The sequence below is a fragment of the Streptomyces sp. NBC_01116 genome (assembly GCF_041435495.1).
Classification (GTDB): Bacteria; Actinomycetota; Actinomycetes; order Streptomycetales; family Streptomycetaceae; genus Streptomyces.
The window spans coordinates 1979013-1998349 of record NZ_CP108644.1; the positions used below are offsets into that span (position 1 = coordinate 1979013).

Annotated in this window: 17 protein-coding genes; 6 read left to right on the top strand and 11 right to left on the bottom strand. The window is 71.5% G+C overall.

Going from position 1 to position 19337, the window contains the following annotated elements; all coding sequences use genetic code 11:
• Window positions 1-4: 4 nt before the first annotated feature.
• Entirely contained in the window at window positions 5-502 is a 498-nt protein-coding gene (gene ybaK, locus OG245_RS08620; protein ID WP_371622931.1) for a Cys-tRNA(Pro) deacylase, read from the top strand.
• Window positions 503-851: 349 nt separating this feature from the next.
• Here the strand turns inward: ybaK and OG245_RS08625 are convergent, their stop codons facing one another.
• The 4 genes from OG245_RS08625 to OG245_RS08640 form a co-directional block, all read right to left on the bottom strand.
• Entirely contained in the window at window positions 852-1565 is a 714-nt protein-coding gene (locus OG245_RS08625; protein WP_371622932.1) for an ABC transporter permease, read from the bottom strand.
• A gap of 67 nt (window positions 1566-1632) precedes the next feature.
• A complete protein-coding gene (locus OG245_RS08630) occupies window positions 1633-2475 on the bottom strand; it encodes an ABC transporter permease (RefSeq protein WP_371622933.1) in 843 nt (280 codons plus the stop codon).
• Window positions 2476-2599: 124 nt separating this feature from the next.
• On the bottom strand, window positions 2600-3583 hold the full coding sequence (locus tag OG245_RS08635; protein ID WP_371627842.1) for an ABC transporter ATP-binding protein: 984 nt from the start codon (window positions 3581-3583) through the stop codon (window positions 2600-2602).
• A 117-nt stretch (window positions 3584-3700) separates the two neighbouring features.
• A complete protein-coding gene (locus tag OG245_RS08640) occupies window positions 3701-4966 on the bottom strand; it encodes an NYN domain-containing protein (protein ID WP_371622934.1) in 1266 nt (421 codons plus the stop codon).
• A gap of 367 nt (window positions 4967-5333) precedes the next feature.
• Between OG245_RS08640 and OG245_RS08645 the strand changes: the two genes are divergently transcribed.
• Window positions 5334-5513 carry a hypothetical protein gene (locus OG245_RS08645; protein ID WP_007456121.1) on the top strand — a complete coding sequence of 60 codons (180 nt, stop codon included), beginning with the start codon at window positions 5334-5336 and terminating at the stop codon, window positions 5511-5513.
• Window positions 5514-5617: 104 nt separating this feature from the next.
• Here OG245_RS08645 and dnaE read toward each other — a convergent pair whose 3' ends face one another.
• Window positions 5618-9154 (bottom strand): DNA polymerase III subunit alpha, encoded by a 3537-nt coding sequence (gene dnaE, locus OG245_RS08650; protein ID WP_371622935.1) that lies wholly within the window; start codon window positions 9152-9154, stop codon window positions 5618-5620.
• A 214-nt stretch (window positions 9155-9368) separates the two neighbouring features.
• Between dnaE and OG245_RS08655 the strand changes: the two genes are divergently transcribed.
• From OG245_RS08655 to OG245_RS08665, 3 genes are all read left to right on the top strand, one after another.
• Window positions 9369-10694: a DUF2252 domain-containing protein gene (locus tag OG245_RS08655; RefSeq protein WP_371622936.1), complete on the top strand. Its 1326-nt coding sequence runs from the start codon at window positions 9369-9371 to the stop codon at window positions 10692-10694.
• Between the two features lie 86 nt (window positions 10695-10780).
• Window positions 10781-11509 carry a hypothetical protein gene (locus OG245_RS08660; protein WP_371622937.1) on the top strand — a complete coding sequence of 243 codons (729 nt, stop codon included), beginning with the start codon at window positions 10781-10783 and terminating at the stop codon, window positions 11507-11509.
• A 65-nt stretch (window positions 11510-11574) separates the two neighbouring features.
• Window positions 11575-12390, top strand: a complete 816-nt coding sequence (locus OG245_RS08665; RefSeq protein ID WP_371622938.1) for a DsbA family protein — start codon at window positions 11575-11577, stop codon at window positions 12388-12390.
• A 70-nt stretch (window positions 12391-12460) separates the two neighbouring features.
• Here the strand turns inward: OG245_RS08665 and OG245_RS08670 are convergent, their stop codons facing one another.
• A complete protein-coding gene (locus tag OG245_RS08670) occupies window positions 12461-13039 on the bottom strand; it encodes a dienelactone hydrolase family protein (RefSeq protein WP_371622939.1) in 579 nt (192 codons plus the stop codon).
• A gap of 49 nt (window positions 13040-13088) precedes the next feature.
• Here OG245_RS08670 and OG245_RS08675 point away from each other — a divergent pair, with 49 nt between their 5' ends.
• Window positions 13089-14237, top strand: a complete 1149-nt coding sequence (locus tag OG245_RS08675) for a mechanosensitive ion channel family protein (RefSeq protein ID WP_371622940.1) — start codon at window positions 13089-13091, stop codon at window positions 14235-14237.
• An 18-nt stretch (window positions 14238-14255) separates the two neighbouring features.
• Here the strand turns inward: OG245_RS08675 and OG245_RS08680 are convergent, their stop codons facing one another.
• The 5 genes from OG245_RS08680 to OG245_RS08700 all read right to left on the bottom strand — a co-directional run bounded on the left by OG245_RS08680 (window position 14256) and on the right by OG245_RS08700 (window position 18904).
• Window positions 14256-15842: a Na+/H+ antiporter gene (locus OG245_RS08680; protein WP_371622941.1), complete on the bottom strand. Its 1587-nt coding sequence runs from the start codon at window positions 15840-15842 to the stop codon at window positions 14256-14258.
• A gap of 109 nt (window positions 15843-15951) precedes the next feature.
• Window positions 15952-16437: a GNAT family N-acetyltransferase gene (locus OG245_RS08685; RefSeq protein WP_371622942.1), complete on the bottom strand. Its 486-nt coding sequence runs from the start codon at window positions 16435-16437 to the stop codon at window positions 15952-15954.
• Window positions 16434-17375, bottom strand: a complete 942-nt coding sequence (locus OG245_RS08690) for an RluA family pseudouridine synthase (protein ID WP_030583383.1) — start codon at window positions 17373-17375, stop codon at window positions 16434-16436. Before OG245_RS08690 ends, OG245_RS08685 begins: the two co-directional genes overlap by 4 nt.
• Before the next feature lie 43 nt (window positions 17376-17418).
• Window positions 17419-18009: a signal peptidase II gene (gene lspA / locus OG245_RS08695; RefSeq protein ID WP_371622943.1), complete on the bottom strand. Its 591-nt coding sequence runs from the start codon at window positions 18007-18009 to the stop codon at window positions 17419-17421.
• A 58-nt stretch (window positions 18010-18067) separates the two neighbouring features.
• The gene (locus OG245_RS08700; RefSeq protein ID WP_371622944.1) at window positions 18068-18904 is read right to left on the bottom strand and encodes a TraR/DksA C4-type zinc finger protein; all 837 of its coding nucleotides are present in this window, start codon (window positions 18902-18904) and stop codon (window positions 18068-18070) included.
• Between the last annotated feature and the right edge of the window lie 433 nt (window positions 18905-19337).

Here is a 19337-nt window from a genome sequence, read left to right on the forward strand (position 1 = left end):
CACGGTGGCGAAGAAGCCGAAGAAGCAGTCGGGCGGCACCCCCGCCACGGTCGCCCTGACCGCGGCGGGCACCGCCTTCACGGTCCACGCCTACGACCACGATCCCTCCTCCCCCTCCTACGGGGAGGAGGCCGCCGAGGCCCTCGGCGTCTCCCCGGACCGTGTCTTCAAGACCCTGGTGGCGGACGTGGACGGCGCTCTGACGGTCGCGGTGGTCCCGGTGGCCGGCTCCCTGGACCTCAAGGCCCTGGCCTCCGCGGTGGGCGGCAAACGGGCCGCGATGGCGGACCCGGCCGCGGCGGAACGCACCACGGGCTACGTACGCGGCGGCATCTCCCCCCTGGGCCAGCGCAAGCGCCTGCGCACGGTGCTGGACGCGTCGGCGCGCGCCCACGCCACGATCTGCGTGTCGGCGGGCCGCCGCGGCCTGGAGGTCGAGCTGGCGGCGACGGACCTGGCGGAGCTGACGGGTGCGGTGTTCGCGGAGATCGCGCGGGCGTAGTCCAGCCCCCTCCGCCCCTTGAGAAGCGGGGCCGGGGGAAAATTCAGCCCCTCCGGCGCTTGAGGAGCGGGGCCCGGGGCAGCGCCCCGGCTTCGGGAAGAGTGGGTCTCCCCTGGTCGAACGAAGCTGAGAGCTTGGGGATGGGCAGGGGAACGAGCCCGCCGCAGGCGACCTAGGGCCTGTTTCGAAAGTCCCGCCTGCTCGGCGACGCCTGGCACGCACGCTCGCCGCGTTGTCGGGATCACCCCGATACATCCAGTATCGGGGCGACCCTCCGCCTTGCGATCGCACGCACCAGACGCCGCCGAGCCCGCCCTCCGGGCGGACGGCGCTACTTTCGAAACACGCCCTAGCCCGGCCCGGCACCACCCGCAGGCGACGACGGCGACGCCCCGGACCCCGGCCCCGCCAGGGGCCCCTGCACAGGCCCGTAGTACTCCGCGTACCCCGACCAGTCCGGCTCCACGTCCCGCGGCCCGAACGCCGCCGTGAGCAGCAGATGGATCCCCATCGCCACGAACGGCCACGCCAGCATCGCCACCCACACCGAGTGCAGCTCCAGCGGCGCGTCGAACGTCACGCCCTGGCCGGCCTCCCGGGCCCGCGCCACCACATCGGAGGACGGTCCCAGCCAGACGCCGACCCGCCACGCCACCAGCGAGGCGAGCAGCGCGCCCAGCGCCAGCCCCACGACCACCAGGACTCCCCCGCGGCGCAGCCGCCAGAAGACGGCGGCGGCCGAGAGCGCGCCGAAGCCGATGGCCAGCAGGACGAACGTCCCGTCCGCACCGATCGCCTCCTCGCCCTCGCTGTTCTTGAGGAAGACGGCCGTGTCGTCGGAGACCAGCGGAACGCGCGGAGCGAGCCACAGCCACAACAGCCCGAGCACGATGCCCGCGAGCGCGACCAGGACGAGGACGGCGGCGGCCTGGCGGAGTTCCGTGGCCGTGTCCGGGTCGTCCGGATCGCCCGCCGAAGGCGCGGCGAGGTGGGAGCCCGAGGGCGGGGCCTGCCACGGGTCGTGGGGGCCGGGCTGGTGGGGCGGCGTCAGAGGTGCGGTCACCGTGCCATCGTGCCAGGCCCCCCGGTGAGGCGCCTCACCGGATGCGCACCCGGCCGCCTTGGCGCCGCTAGCGTACGGCGGCCCGCCGGTACGCCCACGTCGCCACGGCCAGCGAGAGAACCCCCACCGCCGCGCAGATCGCGAGGAAGAAGGCGATGAGCCCCCAGTCCGGGCGGGCGTCGAAGGACCGGGCCAGTGCCTCGACCCCGTACGTCGAGGGCAGCAGGTCGCGCGCCCACCCCACCGGCTCCGGCAGCCGGTCGGCCGGCAGCACCCCGAGCAGCAGGGCGGCGGACATCCCCAGCTGGCCCAGCAGGGTCGCCAGCTCCGGGCGCGGGGCGAGCAGCCCGAGGGCCGCGCCGAGACCGGCCAGGGCCGCGCCGGAGAGCGGGACGACGGCCACCAGGACCCACAGATGGGTCATCGGCAGCTGGAACAGGACGCTCCCGGTGATCGCGGTGAAGACCGTGCCGGGCACGGTGAACGAGGCGTACGCGGCGGCCGCTCCGAGCACCACCGCGGCGGGCGGCACGGGCAGGGTGGCGTAGTGGTCGAGCCCGCCGCCCGCCCGCAACTGCCCGAAGTACTGGGCGAGCAGGTTGAGCGCGACGAACGCGACGACCAGGACACTGGACCCCGCGACCACCGCGCGGGCCTCCGCGCCGCCGTCCACGACGCCCCGCATCAGGACCATGATCCCGACGGACTGGAAGGTCGCCACGAAGAGCAGCGGGATCCGGGCGACCCGCGCCCGGGAGAGCTGGGCCCGGTAGACGGCGGCCAGCGAGGGGAACAGCCGGGCGCGCGGCGCGAGGGGAGCCGCGACGGTGCGGGCGGGGCCCGTGGCGGCGGAGCCGGACGCGGGCCGGACGGGCGACGGCGCGGTCCGGGCCGGAATGATGCTCGTCACCTGCGGCCGCTCCCCTGAGACACGTCCAACCCGCTCAACACGTCCAACACGTCCAACCTGCCGCGCACGTCTCCCGCGTTCACCGCGTTCACGCTCCCCACGCCTCTCGCCTCTCTCACGCCTCTCACGCCTTCACCAGCCCCTTGGTCGCATTGACCGCGTCTCCCCCGAGCGCGAGATAGACATCCTCCAGGCTGGGCGTGGCCAGGGTGAAATCGTCGAGCGCGGCGAAGGCCGCGCCGCCGGTCACCGCGGCGACCGCGGCCCGCGCCTCGTCCGGCCCCAGACGCAGCACCCAGCGCCGCCCGGACTCCTGGGCGGAAGGCAGGAGGGCTGCCACCTCGGGGACGTCCAGCGGGGCCCGTTCGCGCCACACCAGCTCGACGCGCACCTCCCCGGCGACCTGCTCCTTGAGCCCGGCGGGGGTGTCGCAGGCGATGACCCGGCCGCGTTCGAGGACGGCGACCCGGTCGAGGACGGTCTCGGCCTCGATCACGTTGTGGGTGACCAGCAGGACCGTGGCCCCGCGCTCCGCCCGGCGGCGGTCGACGGCGGCCCAGACGGCGCGGCGGGCGACCGGGTCCATTCCGGTGGTCGGCTCGTCGAGGACGAGGACGGGCCGGTCGCCGACCAGGGTGGCGGCGAAGCAGGCGAGCCGGCGCTGACCGCCGGAGAGCTTCTTCAGCGGCCGCCCGGCGATCGCGGTGAGGCCCAGCTCCTCCAGGACCGCGTCGCGCTCGGCGCGCGCGTCCCGGACGGCGAGACCGCGCAGCCGTCCGGTGGTCTCGGCGGCGAGCGAGACGGTCAGTTCGTCGAGGGCGGTGGATTCCTGCCCGAGGTAGCCGATCAGCCGGGAGGCCCGCTCGGGGTGGCGTACGAGGTCGTGGCCCAGCACCTCGACGCTGCCGGAGTCGGGCCGCATCAGCCCGGTGAGCTGGCGGACCAGCGTGGACTTGCCGGCGCCGTTGGGGCCGAGCAGTCCGAAGATCTCACCGCGTTCGACGTCGAGACTGATGCCGTCCGTGGCGCGGACCTCGGGAGTCGCCGGGGCGCCCCGGCGGCCCCGGACGGCGGGATAGGTCTTGACCAGATCACGCACCGCGCACACGGTGCCGGTGTCCCTCTGCGCCTGTGCTGTGCCCGTACTCACGAGGTACGAGGGTACGGGGTCACATGCCCCGGTTCGCGTCCGGGGCCACCCCGCGTCGCCGGGCGGCGCGGCCGGCTACTCCCCCGCCGGCACGTGCTCGGCCGCGGCACGCACGTCGATCTCCCGCCAGAAGCCGGCCCGGATCGCGTAGCGGTCGTGCTCGTCGATCTGGTCGTCCTTGTGGGCGAGGAGCCCGAAGCGGGCCGCGTACCGCAGCAGTTCGCCGTCGATCCGGTGCGGGATGCGCGGGTACATGGTGGAGAGCTTCTGCAGGTGGACGGTTTCCGGCAGGCGCTCCATCCAGCGGCGGGCGAAGACCTGGCCCACCTCGAAGGGGTCGCCGCCGACGGTGGTGATGTCCTCCTCCCGGTCCGCCCAGCGCTGTTCGGCGCTGGTGACCTGGGCGAGGGTCGGCAGCGACGCGGTCTCCGCCGGCTCGCCGAGGGGGCCGCCGCGCTCCACCCAGCCCCTGTCGGAGGACCAGCGCAGCGTGGCGCTCGCGGGCTGGGGCGGGTGCTGGCGGTCCGGGTGCGTGGCGTGGGCGCGCAGGGCGGCCAGGTCCTTGGGGGTGGGGACGCCCTTGTGACCGGGGGCCGACGGGGTGCCGGACGAGGGGGCCGCGGCGTCCTCGTCGGGGGCGGCGGTGCCACCCCGGGCCGCTGCGGCCTGGGCCTCGGAGGCCCGTTCGGCGGAGGCGGCGAGGGCGGCCTCCGGCAGCGGTGCGGAGAGGATCGCGGCGATCTCGGGGCGCGGGACGGGCGGCGGGGCGCAGGTGCCGCCGAGGTCCTTGGCGCGTACGGCCTTGGTGATCCAGGCCCGGTCGAGGACCCGCCGTTCGTCGGCCTCGGCCACGAGGTCCTCGGACTGGTTGTAGTCGCCGTCGGCGGCCTGCACGGCCCAGAGGTGGACGGCGACCCCGTGTTCCTTGGCGGACATCAGACCGGGCAGCAGATCGCCGTCGCCGGTCACCAGGACCACGTCCGAGCAGGCCCGGTTCCTGGCCAGTTCGGTCAGCTCGGCGTGCATGGCGGCGTCGACGCCCTTCTGCGCCCAGCGTCCGTCGCTGCGGGTCAGGGCGCCGAGCCGGACGGTCACGCGGGGCATCACGCGGAGCCGGCGGTGCTCGGGCTGGGGCACCCGGTCGGGGGCGCCGTCGAACCAGTAGATGCGCAGCAGGGGCTGTTGGGTGTCCGCCTCGGCGCGCTCGCGCAGCCCCTGGATGAGGGCCGCGTGGTCGACGGTGATGCGGGAACGGGCGGGCTCTCCGGCCAGCAGACTCGCGGCTGCGCCCAGCAAGTAGCCGGCGTCCACCAGGACGACGCAACGGTCCACGCGTTCCACCCTCTTCCGAATTCGGGAACGGTTCAGCGGCCCGCTCCTCGATGACCGGGTCCGCTTACCCAGGGTTTCCTTCGAGTCTGCCCGACCGCACAGGGGTTAACGGCCGGAACTGGATCATCGGCGTGGCGGATCCGGAAAGGAAGAGCGGAGGAAGAGGAAAGAAAGGGAGCGAGGACGGGAGAAGCTACGGCGAAAGGACGGTGGAGGCCGGGGAAAGGCCGGGGGAAAGGGCGGCGCGGACCCCGTAACGGGGCCTCGCCGCGGAAACCGCTACGCACGGTAATGATCCAACATGCGGCCTTTGCGGCGCCATGTGAATCTGACAACGGTCCTGGCCCCCCAGGATTCCCCACAGGAGGCATTCACCATGGCCAAGAACAAGAACCGCAAGCAGGGCAGCCAGCACGACCGCGCGTCCGCGTCGGAGCGTAGCGCGGAGGAGGCCAAGTCGACGGCGTACGAGTCGCAGAACCAGCCGCAGGCGCAGGCCCAGGGCAGCCCGTCCGACGTGGCCCGCAAGCATCAGCGGCGCTTCGGCCACAACTGACCCGTCGGCCGCTCGCGGTAGAGACTGGCGTTGGAGACAGCGAGAGGGGCGTCCCGCGTGTGCGGGACGCCCCTCCTGCCGTTCTCGTCGCCGGTGGCGCCCGCTCAGCCGGCCAGGCAGGCCGGGCCGAGCAGCACCTTCAGGTCGCCGAAGAGGGCCGAGTCGGCCTTGACGCGGTGCCGGTCGAGCCGGAGCACCGTGGTCTTGCGGGGGCCCTGGAGCTTGATGCGCACCTCGGTGTCGCCCCGGTGGTGGCTGAGCACCTCGCCGAGCCGGGTGACCATGGGCGGGGTGATCTTCACCGTGGGGATGGTGAGGATGACGGGCGCGTTGGTCCCGGCGTTGGAGATGTCGGGGACCTGCATCTCCATGGCGACCAGCCGCGGCACGTCCTCGCGCTTGTCGAGCCGTCCCTTGACGAAGACGACGGTGTCCTCGACGAGCTGGGTGGAGACCAGCTGGTAGGTGGCGGGGAAGAACATGCACTCGATGGAGCCCGCCAGGTCCTCCACGGTCGCGATGGCCCAGGCGTTGCCCTGCTTGGTCATCTTGCGCTGGAGGCCGGAGATGATGCCGCCGACGGTGACGATGGCGCCGTCGCCGTAGTCCCCGCTCATGAGCTGGGAGATCGAGGAGTCGGCCTTGTCGGACAGCACGTGCTCCAGGCCGAACAGCGGGTGGTCGGAGACGTACAGGCCGAGCATCTCCCGTTCCTGGGCGAGCAGGTAGGCCTTCTCCCACTCGATGTCGGAGAACTCCACGTCGAGCCCGAATCCCGGCTCGCCGCTCTCCTCCTCGCCGCCTCCGAAGAGGTCGAACTGCCCCTCGGCCTCCTTGCGCTTGACCTGCACCACGTTGTCGATCATCGGTTCGTGGTGGGCGACGAGGCCCTTGCGGGTGTGGCCCATCTCGTCGAACGCGCCGGCCTTGATGAGCGATTCCACGGTGCGCTTGTTGCAGACGACCGCCTCGACCTTGTCCAGGAAGTCGGGGAAGGTGCTGTACTTCCCCTTCGCCTTGCGCGACCGGATGATCGAGTCGACGACGTTCTGGCCGACGTTGCGGATGGCGGTCAGGCCGAAGAGGATCACGTCGTCGCCCTGGGCGGCGAAGTTGGACAGCGACTCGTTGACGTTGGGCGGGAGCACCTTGATGCCCATGCGGCGGCACTCGTTGAGGTAGACCGCGGACTTGTCCTTGTCGTCCTTGACCGAGGTCAGCAGGGCGGCCATGTACTCGGCGGGGTAGTTCGCCTTGAGGTAGGCGGTCCAGTAGGTGACCAGACCGTACGCCGAGGAGTGCGCCTTGTTGAACGCGTATCCGGCGAACGGCACCAGGACGTCCCACAGCGCCTTGATCGCCGCGTCGGAGAAGCCCTTCTCCTTGGCTCCCGCCTCGAAGAGGACGAAGTTCTTCGCCAGTTCCTCGGGCTTCTTCTTGCCCATCACGCGGCGCAGGATGTCGGCCTCGCCCAGGGAGTACCCGGCGACGATCTGGGCGGCCTTCTGGACCTGCTCCTGGTAGACGATCAGGCCGTAGGTGAGGCCGAGGACCTCCTTGAGGGGCTCCTCCAGCTCCGGGTGGATCGGGGTGATCTCCTGGCGGCCGTTCTTGCGCTCCGCGTAGTTCGTGTGCGAGTTCATGCCCATCGGGCCCGGCCGGTAGAGGGCCGAGACGGCGGAGATGTCCTCGAAGTTGTCGGGCTGCATCTGGCGCAGCAGGGAGCGCATCGGCCCGCCGTCGAACTGGAAGACGCCGAGCGTGTCGCCGCGGCAGAGCAGCTCGTAGGTCTTGGGGTCGTCCAGCGGCAGGGCGAGCATCTCCAGGTCGATGCCCTTGTTGGACTTCACCATCTTGATGGCGTCGTCCATGATCGTCAGGTTGCGCAGGCCCAGGAAGTCCATCTTGAGCAGGCCGAGCGACTCACACTGCGGGTAGTCCCACTGCGTGATGGTGACGCCGTCGGTGTGCCGGACCCAGACGGGGGCGTGGTCGACGATCGGCTCGCTGGACATGATGACGCCGGCGGCGTGCACGCCCATCTGCCGGACCAGGCCCTCGACGCCCTTGGCGGTGTCGATGACCTTCTTGACGTCCGGTTCGCTCTCGTACATCCCCCGGATCTCGCCCGCCTCGCTGTAGCGCGGGTGCTTGGGGTCGGTGATGCCGTTGAGGTCGATGCCCTTGCCGAGGACGTCGGCGGGCATGGCCTTGGTGAGCCGGTCGCCCATCGCGTACGGGTAGCCCAGCACGCGGGCGGAGTCCTTGATGGCGTTCTTGGCCTTGATCTTGCCGTAGGTGCCGATCATGGCGACCTTGTCGGCCCCGTACTTCTCGGTCACGTACCGGATCACCTCGACGCGCCGACGCTCGTCGAAGTCGATGTCGACGTCGGGCATGGAGACGCGCTCGGGGTTGAGGAACCGCTCGAAGATCAGCCCGTGCTCGATCGGGTCGAGGTCGGTGATGCCCATCGCGTACGCCACGATCGAACCGGCGGCGGAGCCGCGGCCGGGGCCCACCGCGATGCCGTTGTTCTTGGCCCACATGATGAAGTCGGCGACGACCAGGAAGTACCCCGGGAACCCCATCTGGATGATGATGTCCATCTCGTACTCGACCTGCTTCTGCCGGTCGTCGGGGACGCCGTTCGGGAAGCGGCGGCCCATGCCGACCCGGACCTCCTCCTGGAACCAGGTGATCTCCGTGAAGCCGTCCGGGATCTCGAACTTCGGCATGAGGTTCTTCGCCTCGAACATGCCGGTGGTGTCGATCTGCTGGGCGACCAGGAGCGTGTTGGCGCAGCCCTGCTGCCAGGCGTCGGAGGAGTCGACGGCGTACATCTCGTCCGTCGTCTTGAGGTAGTAGCCCGTGCCGTCGAAGCGGAAGCGGTCGGGGTCCGAGAGGTTCTTGCCGGTCTGGATGCAGAGCAGGGCGTCGTGGGCGGTGGCCTCGTTGGCGTACGTGTAGTGGGAGTCGTTCGTCACGAGCGGCGGGATGTCGAGCTTCTTGCCGATCTCCAGCAGCCCGTCGCGGACCCGGCGCTCGATCTCGATGCCGTGGTCCATCAGCTCCAGGAAGTACTTGTCCGCCCCGAAGATGTCCTTGTAGTCGGAGGCCGCCTGGACGGCCTCGTCGAACTGGCCGAGCCGCAGCCGGGTCTGCACCTCGCCGGAGGGGCAGCCGGTGGACGCGATGAGGCCCTCGGACCACTGGGAGATGGTCTCCTTGTCCATCCGGGGCCACTTCTGGAGCCAGCCCTCGGCGTACGCGTCGGAGGAGAGCCGGAAGAGGTTGTGCAGCCCGGTCTTGTTGGAGGCCCAGATCGTCTTGTGGGTGTAACCACCGGATCCGGACACATCGTCGCGCTTCTGGTGCGGCTGTCCCCACTGCACCTTGCGCTTGTGTTTGCGTGACTCCGGGGCGACATAGGCCTCGATGCCGATGATCGGCGTGACGCCCGCCTTCGTCGCCGAGTGGAAGAAGTCGTAGGCCCCGTGGAGGTTGCCGTGGTCGGTCATCGCGATGTGCGACATGCCCATCTCGTTGCAGGCCTCGAACATGTCCTTGAGCCGCGCCGCACCGTCCAGCAGCGAGTACTGGGTGTGAACGTGCAGGTGCGTGAAGGGCGGCTTGGTCACGGCGTCGGGCCTCCGGGAAGTCGGGCGATGACGGACGGGGGGACAGCGTGGAAGTCTACGACGTGACGGACTCGAACGACGGGCACTCCCGGCTTCCGCCGAGCGTTGGAGAGGGCGGGACACCTGTCCGTTTTGTCATGCACTCGGTCAGGGCTCGACGGGGTTGCCCCACGGTCCGGCCGGACACGCCAGCTACAGCAGGAGGCAGCAAGAAATGTCGGAAACGCAGACCGGCGCAGCGCAGCGCGGGGAGCAGATTCTCGCCGTTTTCGACACCGCCTTCGGGGAGCTGCTGGCCGCCGATCCGGCGGCTTTCCGGGTCAAGTTCCGCAAGATGGCGGGCTCGGCCTTCGCCTTCTACCGCGGCACGGCCTGCCTGTTCTACGGCGACCTGGAGCGGGAGCGGCACGGCGGCCCGTTCGTGGACGAGCGGACCGGCCGGGTGTGGATCCACGGCGATCTCCACGCGGAGAACTTCGGCACCTACATGGACGCCAACGGCCGCCTCGTCTTCAACGTCAACGACTTCGACGAGGCGTACGTGGGCCCCTTCACCTGGGACCTGAAGCGCTTCGCCGCCTCCGTGGCGCTGATCGGCTACGCGAAGGCGCTGGCCGACGCGCAGATCAGCGAGCTGGTGACGATCTTCGCCGACTCCTACCGCGAGCGGATCCGCGCGCTGGCGACGGGCGCGAAGAACGACGAGGTGCCGCCGTTCACGCTGGACACCGCGGACGGCCCGCTGCTGGGCGCGCTGCGCGCCGCCCGGTCGCGCACGCGTTTCTCGCTGCTGGACTCGATGACGGTGATCCGGGACTTCGAGCGCCGGTTCGCGGACGGCGGCGGGTCGATCGACCTGGACGCCGCGACGCGCTACAAGGTGCTGGCCGCGTTCGACGGCTATCTGGAGACGCTGCCGGAGTCGAGCCTGACCCGTCCCGACTCCTACCGGGTCAAGGACGTGGTGGGCCGCCGGGGCATCGGCATCGGGTCCGCCGGGCTCCCCTCGTACAACATCCTGCTGGAGGGCAACAGCGACGCCCTGGAGAACGATGTGGTGATCTACCTCAAGCAGGCGCAGACCCCGGCGGTCTCCCGGCACATCACGGACGCCGCCGTGCGGGAGTACTTCCAGCACGAGGGGCACCGCACGGTGATCTCGCAGCGCGCGCTCCAGGCGCACGCGGACCCGTGGCTGGGCTGGACCGAGCTGGACGGTTCGGGTCAGCTGGTCGCCGAGGTCTCGCCGTACGCGGTCGACCTGGACTGGTCCGACATCGACGAGGTGGACGAGATCGCGGCGGTCGTCGCGGATCTGGGCCGGGCGACGGCCACGATGCACGCGGCCGCCGACGACGAGAGCGGGCACTCGCTGGTGCCGTTCTCCACCGAGCGGGCGATCGACGCGGCCATCGCGGCCGACGAGGAGAGCTTCGCGCCGATGCTGGTCGACTTCGCGCACAGCTACGGGGCGAGAGCCCGCGCGGACCACCAGATCTTCGTGGACCTCTTCCGCAACGGCCGGATCCCGGGTCTGTAGGGGCGTCGGAGTCCCCGGAGGCCGCCCGGGGACTCTCAGCCTCTTTTAAGGTCCGCATACCTCGGCGCATGACACACTTTCCGGCGATGGACATTTCAGGGACGCAGCTCAGGGTCGCGCGCGCGGCGGTCTTCACCGCGCTCGTCGTCACCCTGTCCACGGCATCCCATGTGCTGCTCTCCCGGGTCCCGCTGCCGCTGACCGCGGTCGTGCTGCTCGCCGCCGCGGTCTTCGCGGTGGCGTACGCGCTGGCCGGCCGGGAGCGCGGCTTCGGGGCGATCGCGGGCCTGCTGGTCCCGCTGGAGCTGGCCGCCGACACGCTCTTCACCACGGGCCAGCACCTCTGTTACGGGGCGGCCGGCGGCCCGGTCGCGGGCACGCTGCGCGCGGTGGGCTTCGACGTCCTGTGCGGCGGCGGCGAGGTCGGCGCGGGCGGGGCCCGGATCGCCGGCGTCGGCGCGGTGGGCACCCCGCTGGCCGAGGTGGCCGGTGCGGGCGACCGTGCGGCGGCCCTGCTGGCGCAGCCGGGACCGGCCGTGCCCTGGCTGCTGCTCGTCGCCCACGTGGCGGTCGGGCTGCTCGCCGCGGCCTGGCTGCGGCGCGGCGAGGCGGCCCTGGCCGGGCTGCTGCGCGCGGCGGCCCTGCTGGCGTTCCGGCCGCTGCTGGTCGCGGTCGCCGTGGTGCGCGCGGGCGTCCGGGCCGCGGCCCGCCGCCCCCGGCCCGCCGGGCGTCCGCACCCGCCGCTCAGCGCCCGCTTCCTCGTGCACTGCGTGGGACGCAGGGGCCCGCCGCTCGTGACGTACGCCGCTGCCTGAGGGCACGGCGACACGACGACGGCAGGACCGCCCACTCCCCACACACGTACCCACGGAGAATGACCATGAGCAAGCGCAACACCCAGGCGAACAAGGCAGCGGCCCGCGATCGGCTGCGCGCCGAGCGCGAGGCCCAGGCCAAGAAGGACAAGACCCGCAAGCAGCTCGTCGTGGCGGTCTCGGTCGTCGCGGCCCTCGCCGTGGTCGGCGGCATCAGCTACGGCGTGATGCAGCTGAACAAGCCGGACGCCTGGGAGGCGGCCTCGGACGCGAAGAACGTCACCGCGCCGAAGAACACCTCGGGCGACGACGGCACCACCGTGGTGATCGGCGAGTCGAGCGCGAAGAAGACCCTGGAGCTGTACGAGGACTCGCGCTGCCCGGTCTGCGCCACGTTCGAGCAGGGCGTCGGCGAGACCGTCTCGAAGGACGTCGAGGCCGGCAAGTACAAGGTCAGGTACGTCGGCGCGACCTTCATCGACAACACCGACAACGGCGAGGGCTCCAAGAACGCCCTGAGCGCTCTCGGCGCGGCGCTGGACGTGAGCCCCGAGGCGTTCATGGAGTACAAGGCCGCGCTGTACTCGGCGGAGTTCCACCCCGAGGAGAGCGACGACAAGTTCGCCAAGGACAGCTATCTCATCGAGGTCGCGGACTCGGTCGACGCGCTGAAGGGGAACAAGGACTTCCAGAAGGACGTCGAGGACGGCACGTACGACGCCTGGGCCATGAAGATGTCCAAGTCGTTCGACGAGAGCGGTGTGCAGGGCACACCGACGCTGAAGATGGGCGACAAGAAGGTCACGGCCGAGGGCAGCGAGAACGCCCCGATGACGGCCGACGAGTTCACGAAGGCCATCGACAAGGCGCTCAAGGCGTAACGCCTCCGCCTTCCGCGGCACCCGGCGCACCGGGCGGGCCGACCGCCCGGGGCGCCGGGTGTCGCGCGTTCTACAGGGTGGCCAGGAAGCCGAGCGCGACCTTCCAGGTCTGCTCGGCGGCCGCCTGGTCGTAGTCGTGCAGATCGGGGTCGGTGAACAGGTGCCCGGCCCCGGGGTAGCGGTAGACCTCGACGTCCGCGCCGGTGCGCTGCATCTGGAGGTACCAGCTGTTCAGCCAGTCGTGGGACTCGAAGGGGTCCGGGTCCGCGACGTGCAGCTGCACGGGCAGCTCGTCCACCGAGGCGTTCTCGGCGATGTCCGAGGTGCCGTGGAACAGCAGCAGCCCGCGGGCCTTCGCGTCGCCGAGCGCCAGGGTCTGCGCGGTCGCCGCCCCGAGGGAGAAGCCGGCGTAGACGAGCCCCTGGTCGGAGTAGGGCGCGGCGGCCAGCACGGCGCGCCTCAGCAGCTCCTCCTTGCCGACCTCCTCTTTGTGGGCCATGCCCTCTTCCACCGTGTCAAAGGTGTGCCCCTCGAACAGATCGGGCACGCGCACCTCGTGGCCGGCGTCCCTGAGGCGCGCGGCCGCGGCGTGCACGGCGGGCCTGAGCCCGTACGTCGAGTGGAAAAGCATGATGTTCATGAGGCCCATGGTGCCATTCGTGCGCTGAGGGCCGCCCTACAGCTTGGAGGACGAGGGAATGGAGAGCGTGCTGCGCCCGCTGATCGTCATCGGCGGTTCCGTGGTGATCACCCTGCTGGTCGGCTGGCTGGTCGACCGGCTGCTGCGGCGGGCCGACAGCCGTCACCACGAGACCCCGCTGTGGGGGCTGCTGCGGCGCTGTCGGCCTCCCTTGCAGGTGGTGCTCATCACGGCGCTGCTGCGCAGCAGCTACCGCCAGATGGGCGTCGACTGGATTCGTGACCACCGCGCCGGGATCGGCCAGGTGCTGACCCTGGTGCTGATCGGCGCGTCCGCCTGGCTGGTGGTGCGGATCGCGGCGACGGTCGTGGAGGCCAGCTACGCGCGGTACGCGACGGCCGGCCGCGACCCGGCCCGGGTCCGCCGGGTCCGTACGCAGGTCACGCTGATCCAGCGGGTGGTCATCGCGGTGGTGGCGGTGGTCGCCGTCGCGGCGATGCTGCTGACGTTCCCGCCGATGCGGGCGGTCGGCACGTCGATGCTCGCCTCGGCCGGTCTGCTCGGCATCGTCGCGGGTGTCGCCGCCCAGTCGACGCTCGGCAATCTCTTCGCCGGGTTCCAGATCGCGTTCGGTGACATGGTGCGGCTCGGCGACACCGTGGTGGTGGACGGCGAGTGGGGCACGATCGACGAGATCACCCTGACGTTCCTGGCGGTACGGACCTGGGACGACCGGCGGATCACGATGCCGGTCTCCTACTTCACCAGCCAGCCGTTCGAGAACTGGTCGCGCGGCGGGGTGCAGATGACCGGCACGGTCTACTTCCACCTCGACCACTCCGCTCCCGTCGCGGCGATGCGGACGAAGCTGCGGGAGCTCCTCGGGGACATCGCCGCCTGGGACGGCCGGGACTGGTCGCTGGCGGTCACCGACACCACGCCGACCACGATCGAGGTGCGCGCGGTGGTCACGGCGAAGGACGCGGACGACATCTGGACGGCGCGCTGCGCGGTGCGCGAGCAGCTGATCGGCTGGCTGCGCGACCACCACCCGTACGCGCTCCCGCGGGTCGCCACCTCCCCCGCCGCACTGCCGCCGGGCGAGCAGTGGACGGAGCTGACGGGCGCGGGGCCCCGGACGGGCCTCGACAAGGCGATGGCCCTCGACGGGGACGACTCCAAGGCCCCGCGCACGGGCCGGGGCTGAGGCCGCCCGCGAGGATCTTCAGCGCAGCGAGCGGAAGTCCAGGTAGCGCAGCACCCGGTCCACGACCTCCGGGTCGGAGCCGGGCTCGCTGCGCGCGGAGAGCACCTCGTGGCGGGCGGCCGACATCATCTCGCGCTGGACCCGGCCGATCGCCTTGAAGCGCTCCGCGCGCTGGGCGTAGGCCTCGCGCCGCTCCTCGTCGACCATGTCCGGGCTGATGCGGGCGCCGATGTCGTACGCGGCGCGCTGGAGCCGCTCCATGACCTCCTCGGGGAACTCCTCGACCTCCTGGATCTCCTTGAGGCGGTACTTGGCGGCCTTGGCGGCCCGTACGGCGAGGTCCCGCTCCAGTGCCTCCTCGGCCTCGGTGTCGGCCCGGACCCTCAGCTTGCGCACCAGCCAGGGCAGGGTGAGCCCCTGGAAGACCAGGGTGGCCATGATCACGGCGAAGGCGATGAAGATGATCTCGTCACGGCCGGGGAAGGGCCGCCCGTCGTCGGTCTCCAGCGGGATCGCCAGCGCCAGGGCGACCGAGGCCACCCCGCGCATCCCGGCCCACCACATCACGACGGTCTCCCGCCAGCTGGTGGGGATCTCCTCGCTGACGTCGCGGCGGGTGTGGAGCCGCTTGGCCAGCCAGGTAGCCGGCAGCAGGTACAGCAGCCGTACGCCGACGACGACGGCGACGATCGCGAGCCCCCAGCCGACCATCTCCAGGGCGTGCCCGTCGGCGGTGCCGAACACGCTGTGCAGCTCCAGACCGATCAGCCCGAAGGCCACTCCGGTGACCAGGGTGTCGACGATGTCCCAGAACGTGACTCCGGTGAGCCGGCCCAGCACGTCGTCGGCGTCGGCGGTGTGCTCGGCGAGGAACAGCGCGACGGTCAGGACGGCCAGCACGCCGGAGCCCATCAGCTCCTCCGCGAGGACGTAGGCGACGAACGGCACCAGCAGGGTCAGCCCGACCTGGAGGGTGGCGTCGCCCAGCAGGTTCATCAGCTTGATGGTGAGCCAGCCGATCGCGAGGCCGACGGCGACCGCGACGACGGCGGAGAGGACCAGCATCCCGAAGGCCTCGGGGAGCGAGAAGGTGCCGCTGACGGCGGCGGCGATGGCCACGTGGTAGAGCACGATGGCGGTCACGTCGTTGAAGAGCCCCTCGCCCTCCAGGATCGACACCAGTCGGCGCGGCAGTCCCACGGAGCCCGCCACGGCCGTCGCCGCGACCGGGTCGGGCGGGGCGACGAGCGCGCCGAGGGCGACGGCGGCGGCGATGGGCAGCCCCGGCACGATCGAGTTCGCGACCGCGGCGACGGCGGCCGTGGTGACGAAGACGAGGGCCACGGCCAGCAGGAAGATCGGGCGTCTGTTGGCGGCGAACTGCCGCCAGGAGGTGCGCTGCACGGTGGCGTAGAGCAGCGGCGGAAGCAGTGCGGGGAGGATGATCTCCGGCGGGATGTCGACGTTCGGCACGAACGGCATGAACGCCATCGCGATGCCGATGAGGGTCATCAGGACCGGCGCCGGCAGCCCCAGCCGGTCGCCGAGCGGCACCGTGACCACGGCTCCGAGCAGCAGCAGGAGCAGCAGGGACATCTGTTCCACGAGGCGCCTTCCGGAGCATGGGGTTCCGGCACACCACGAGCGGCCGAACAGGGCTCCCACCCTGCCACGCGGGGTGCGCGATTCGGCCGATACCCCCCGCTACCGGCACTCAGGCCGGTCGGATCTCCCGCCGCATGGCCCGGTGCGGCATGCCCGCGTCGGGGAACTCGGGGCCGTACGCGACATATCCGAGCCGCTCGTAGAAGCCGAGGGCGTGCGTCTGGGCGTGCAGGTCGACGGCGGCCAGGCCCAGCGCCCGCGCCTCGTCCTCGATGGCCCGCACGAGGGCCGCGCCGACCCCGAGGCCGCGCGCCTGGCGGCTGACGGCGAGGCGGCCCAGCGAGCCGACGGCCGGGTCGCCGCCGGTCTTCCCGGCCGCGTCCGCGCCGTGCAGCAGCCGGCCCGTGCCGAGCGCGACACCGTCCGCCGCGACGGCCAGGACATGCACCGCGGTCGCGTCGTGGGCGTCGTACTCCAGCTCCTCGGGCACGTTCTGCTCGCCGACGAAGACCTCCTTGCGCACCTGGAAGCAGGCCTGGAGGTCGCTCTCCTCGACGGCCCTGCGGGTGCTGTACGGGGAGGGGGCCGAGGTCACTGGCTCTCCGCGGAGATGGTGTCGAGGGCGTGCTGGAGGTCGGCCGGGTAGGTGCTGGAGAACTCCACCCAGCCGCCGTCGCTCGGGTGCTCGAAGCCCAGGCGCACGGCGTGCAGCCACTGGCGGGTCAGCCCGAGGCGCTTGGCCAGCGTCGGGTCCGCGCCGTAGGTGAGGTCGCCGACGCAGGGGTGGCGGTGGGCGGACATGTGGACCCGGATCTGGTGGGTGCGGCCGGTCTCCAGCTTGATGTCGAGGAGGCTGGCGGCGCGGTAGGCCTCGATCAGGTCGTAGTGGGTCACCGACGGCTTGCCCTCGGCGGTGACCGCCCACTTGTAGTCGTGGTTGGGGTGGCGTCCGATGGGGGCGTCGATGGTGCCGCTCATCGGGTCCGGGTGGCCCTGGACGAGCGCGTGGTACTTCTTGTCGACGACCCGGTCGCGGAACTGGGCCTTGAGCAGGGTGTACGCGCGCTCGGACTTGGCGACGACCATCAGGCCGGAGGTGCCGACGTCGAGGCGGTGGACGATGCCCTGGCGCTCGGCGGCGCCGGACGTCGAGATCCGGTAGCCGGCGGCGGCGAGGCCGCCGATGACGGTGGTCCCGGTCCAGCCGGGGCTGGGGTGGGCGGCGACGCCGACCGGCTTCATGATGACGACGATGTCGTCGTCGTCGTGGACGATCTCCATGCCCTCGACGGGCTCGGCGACGATCTGGACGGGAGCGGGCGCCCCCGGCATCTCGACTTCCAGCCAGGCGCCCCCGTGGACCCGCTCGGACTTCCCGGCCACCGAACCGTCCACCTGGACCTTCCCGGCTGCGGCCAGCTCGGCGGCCTTGGTGCGGGAGAAACCGAACATCCGGGAGATGGCGGCGTCGACGCGCTCGCCTTCCAGGCCGTCCGGTACGGGCAGGGTGCGGATCTCGGGGTGCGTACTCACCTGTCGAGTATGCCTTGCGCGGAACGCTCTCCGCGCAGCCCGGTCAGTCCTTGTGCACGGTCCCGTCGGGGTCCAGGCCCTTGAAGGAGAGGATCACGATGAGGATGCCGCCGCAGACGATGGCGGAGTCGGCGAGGTTGAAGACGGCGAAGTGCTTGGGGGCGATGAAGTCCACCACCGCGCCCTCGAACACCCCGGGGGCCCGGAAGAGCCGGTCGGTGAGGTTGCCGAGCGCACCGCCCAGGAGGAGACCCAGGGCGATGGCCCACGGCAGGCTGTAGAGCTTGCGGGCCAGCCGGATGATCACCACGATCACTCCGGAGGCGATGATGGTGAAGATCACCGTGAACGCCTCGCCGAACCCGAACGCGGCGCCCGCGTTCCGGATCGCCCGGAACTGGAGCCAGTCGCCGATGATGTCGATCGGCGGCTGGTGCTCCAGCTTCGCGACCACGATCATCTTGGTGGCCAGGTCCAGCAGATAGGCCACGACGGCCACGCTCAGGAGAACGAGGACCTTCCGCTTGCCCCGGCCCGCGTTCACGGCCGCGTCGGCTGCCGCGCTGCCGCCTTCGTCCGCGCCCTCGGCCTCGGGATTGTCCGGCGTACCGATGATGCGCTCCGCCTCTGCCACGTGAGTCCCTCAACCTAGGTGCCTGCCTGAGGATGAGGGTACGACACACCTGTGCGGATCAGCCGCGCCGCTCCTGCTTCTGTTTGTCCTCGACGCACAGGGTGGCCCGGGGAAAGGCCTGCATCCGCGCCTTGCCGATCGGTTTACCGCAGACCTCGCAGAGCCCGTAGGTCCCCGCCTCCAGCCGGGCGAGCGCCCGCTCGGTCTGCTCCAGCATCTCCTGGGCGTTGGCGGCCAGCGACAGCTCGTGCTCGCGGGTGATGTTCTTGGTGCCGGTGTCGGCCTCGTCGTCGCCCGCGCCGTCCCCGGAGTCCCGCATGAGCCCGGCGAGCGCGGCCCCGGAGGCCTCCAGCTCGCTGCGGAGCCGCAGCGTCTCGCTCGTCAGCAGGGTGCGCGCCTCGGTGACCTCCTCGGGCGTCCAGGGGTCCTCCCCGGGCCGGACGGCCAGCTCGTCGGGGGCGGCGGCGCGGGCCGGCGGCACGGGCGCCGTGGCCTGTGCGCCTGCTGCGTGACGACTCGCGCTCTTCTTGGCTACCACCGTGTGGGCTCCCGTCTGCTCGGCGGCCGGGGCCGCCTCCGTGGCCGCGACCGCGGCCGTTCTCGACGCCTTCTTGGCCGCGCTCTTCCTGGCGGTGCTCTTCTTCGCGGCGGGCTTCTCGCCGGTCGCCGTCTTCTTGGCCGCGGTCTTCTTCGACGCGGTCTTCTTCGCCGTGGTCCTCTTCGCAGCCGTCTTCCTGGCCGCCGCTTTCTCGGGAGCGGCCCTCTTGGGAGCGGCTTTCCCGGAAGCGGTCTCCTCCTCCGTGCTCTTCGCGGGCGCGGCCCCCTGTCCGACCGGTGGCTCGTGGGTGCCGTCGTGCTCGGCCGCGGTCTCTTCCGCCGTCTTCTTCGCCACCATGGCCGCGGCCCCTTCACATATTGTGATCTTGCTCGCGAATCGTGCTGGGACGATAAATCGACTCCAGCCCCGCGGCAACGGGGCACGCCGCCTTCGCGCCCTCCCCGTGTCCGGTCGTGGCGTGCCTGCCTCCGTTGTTCCCAGCTCCCCGTCCGGTAATCCGGCCTCGGGCAGCGCCGGGAAGTCCTTCTACCCCGTCCCGCCACTCGGGTCACGCCCGCGCGCCGCCGATAACCGGTCGGCCGTCGCCCGTACGGGCCCGTACACTGGGCCCAGCGAGAGGCTTGGATGGGACGAGTAGCGCCGTACGCAGCCAGCAGCGACCCGGGGACGGTGGGAGCCCGGGGGCGAGCGCGTCGTGAAGATCACCCCGGAGTCGCCGGAAGAACGCTTTGAACCGTGGGCCCCGCCCGTCGGCGCAAGGTCACTAGAC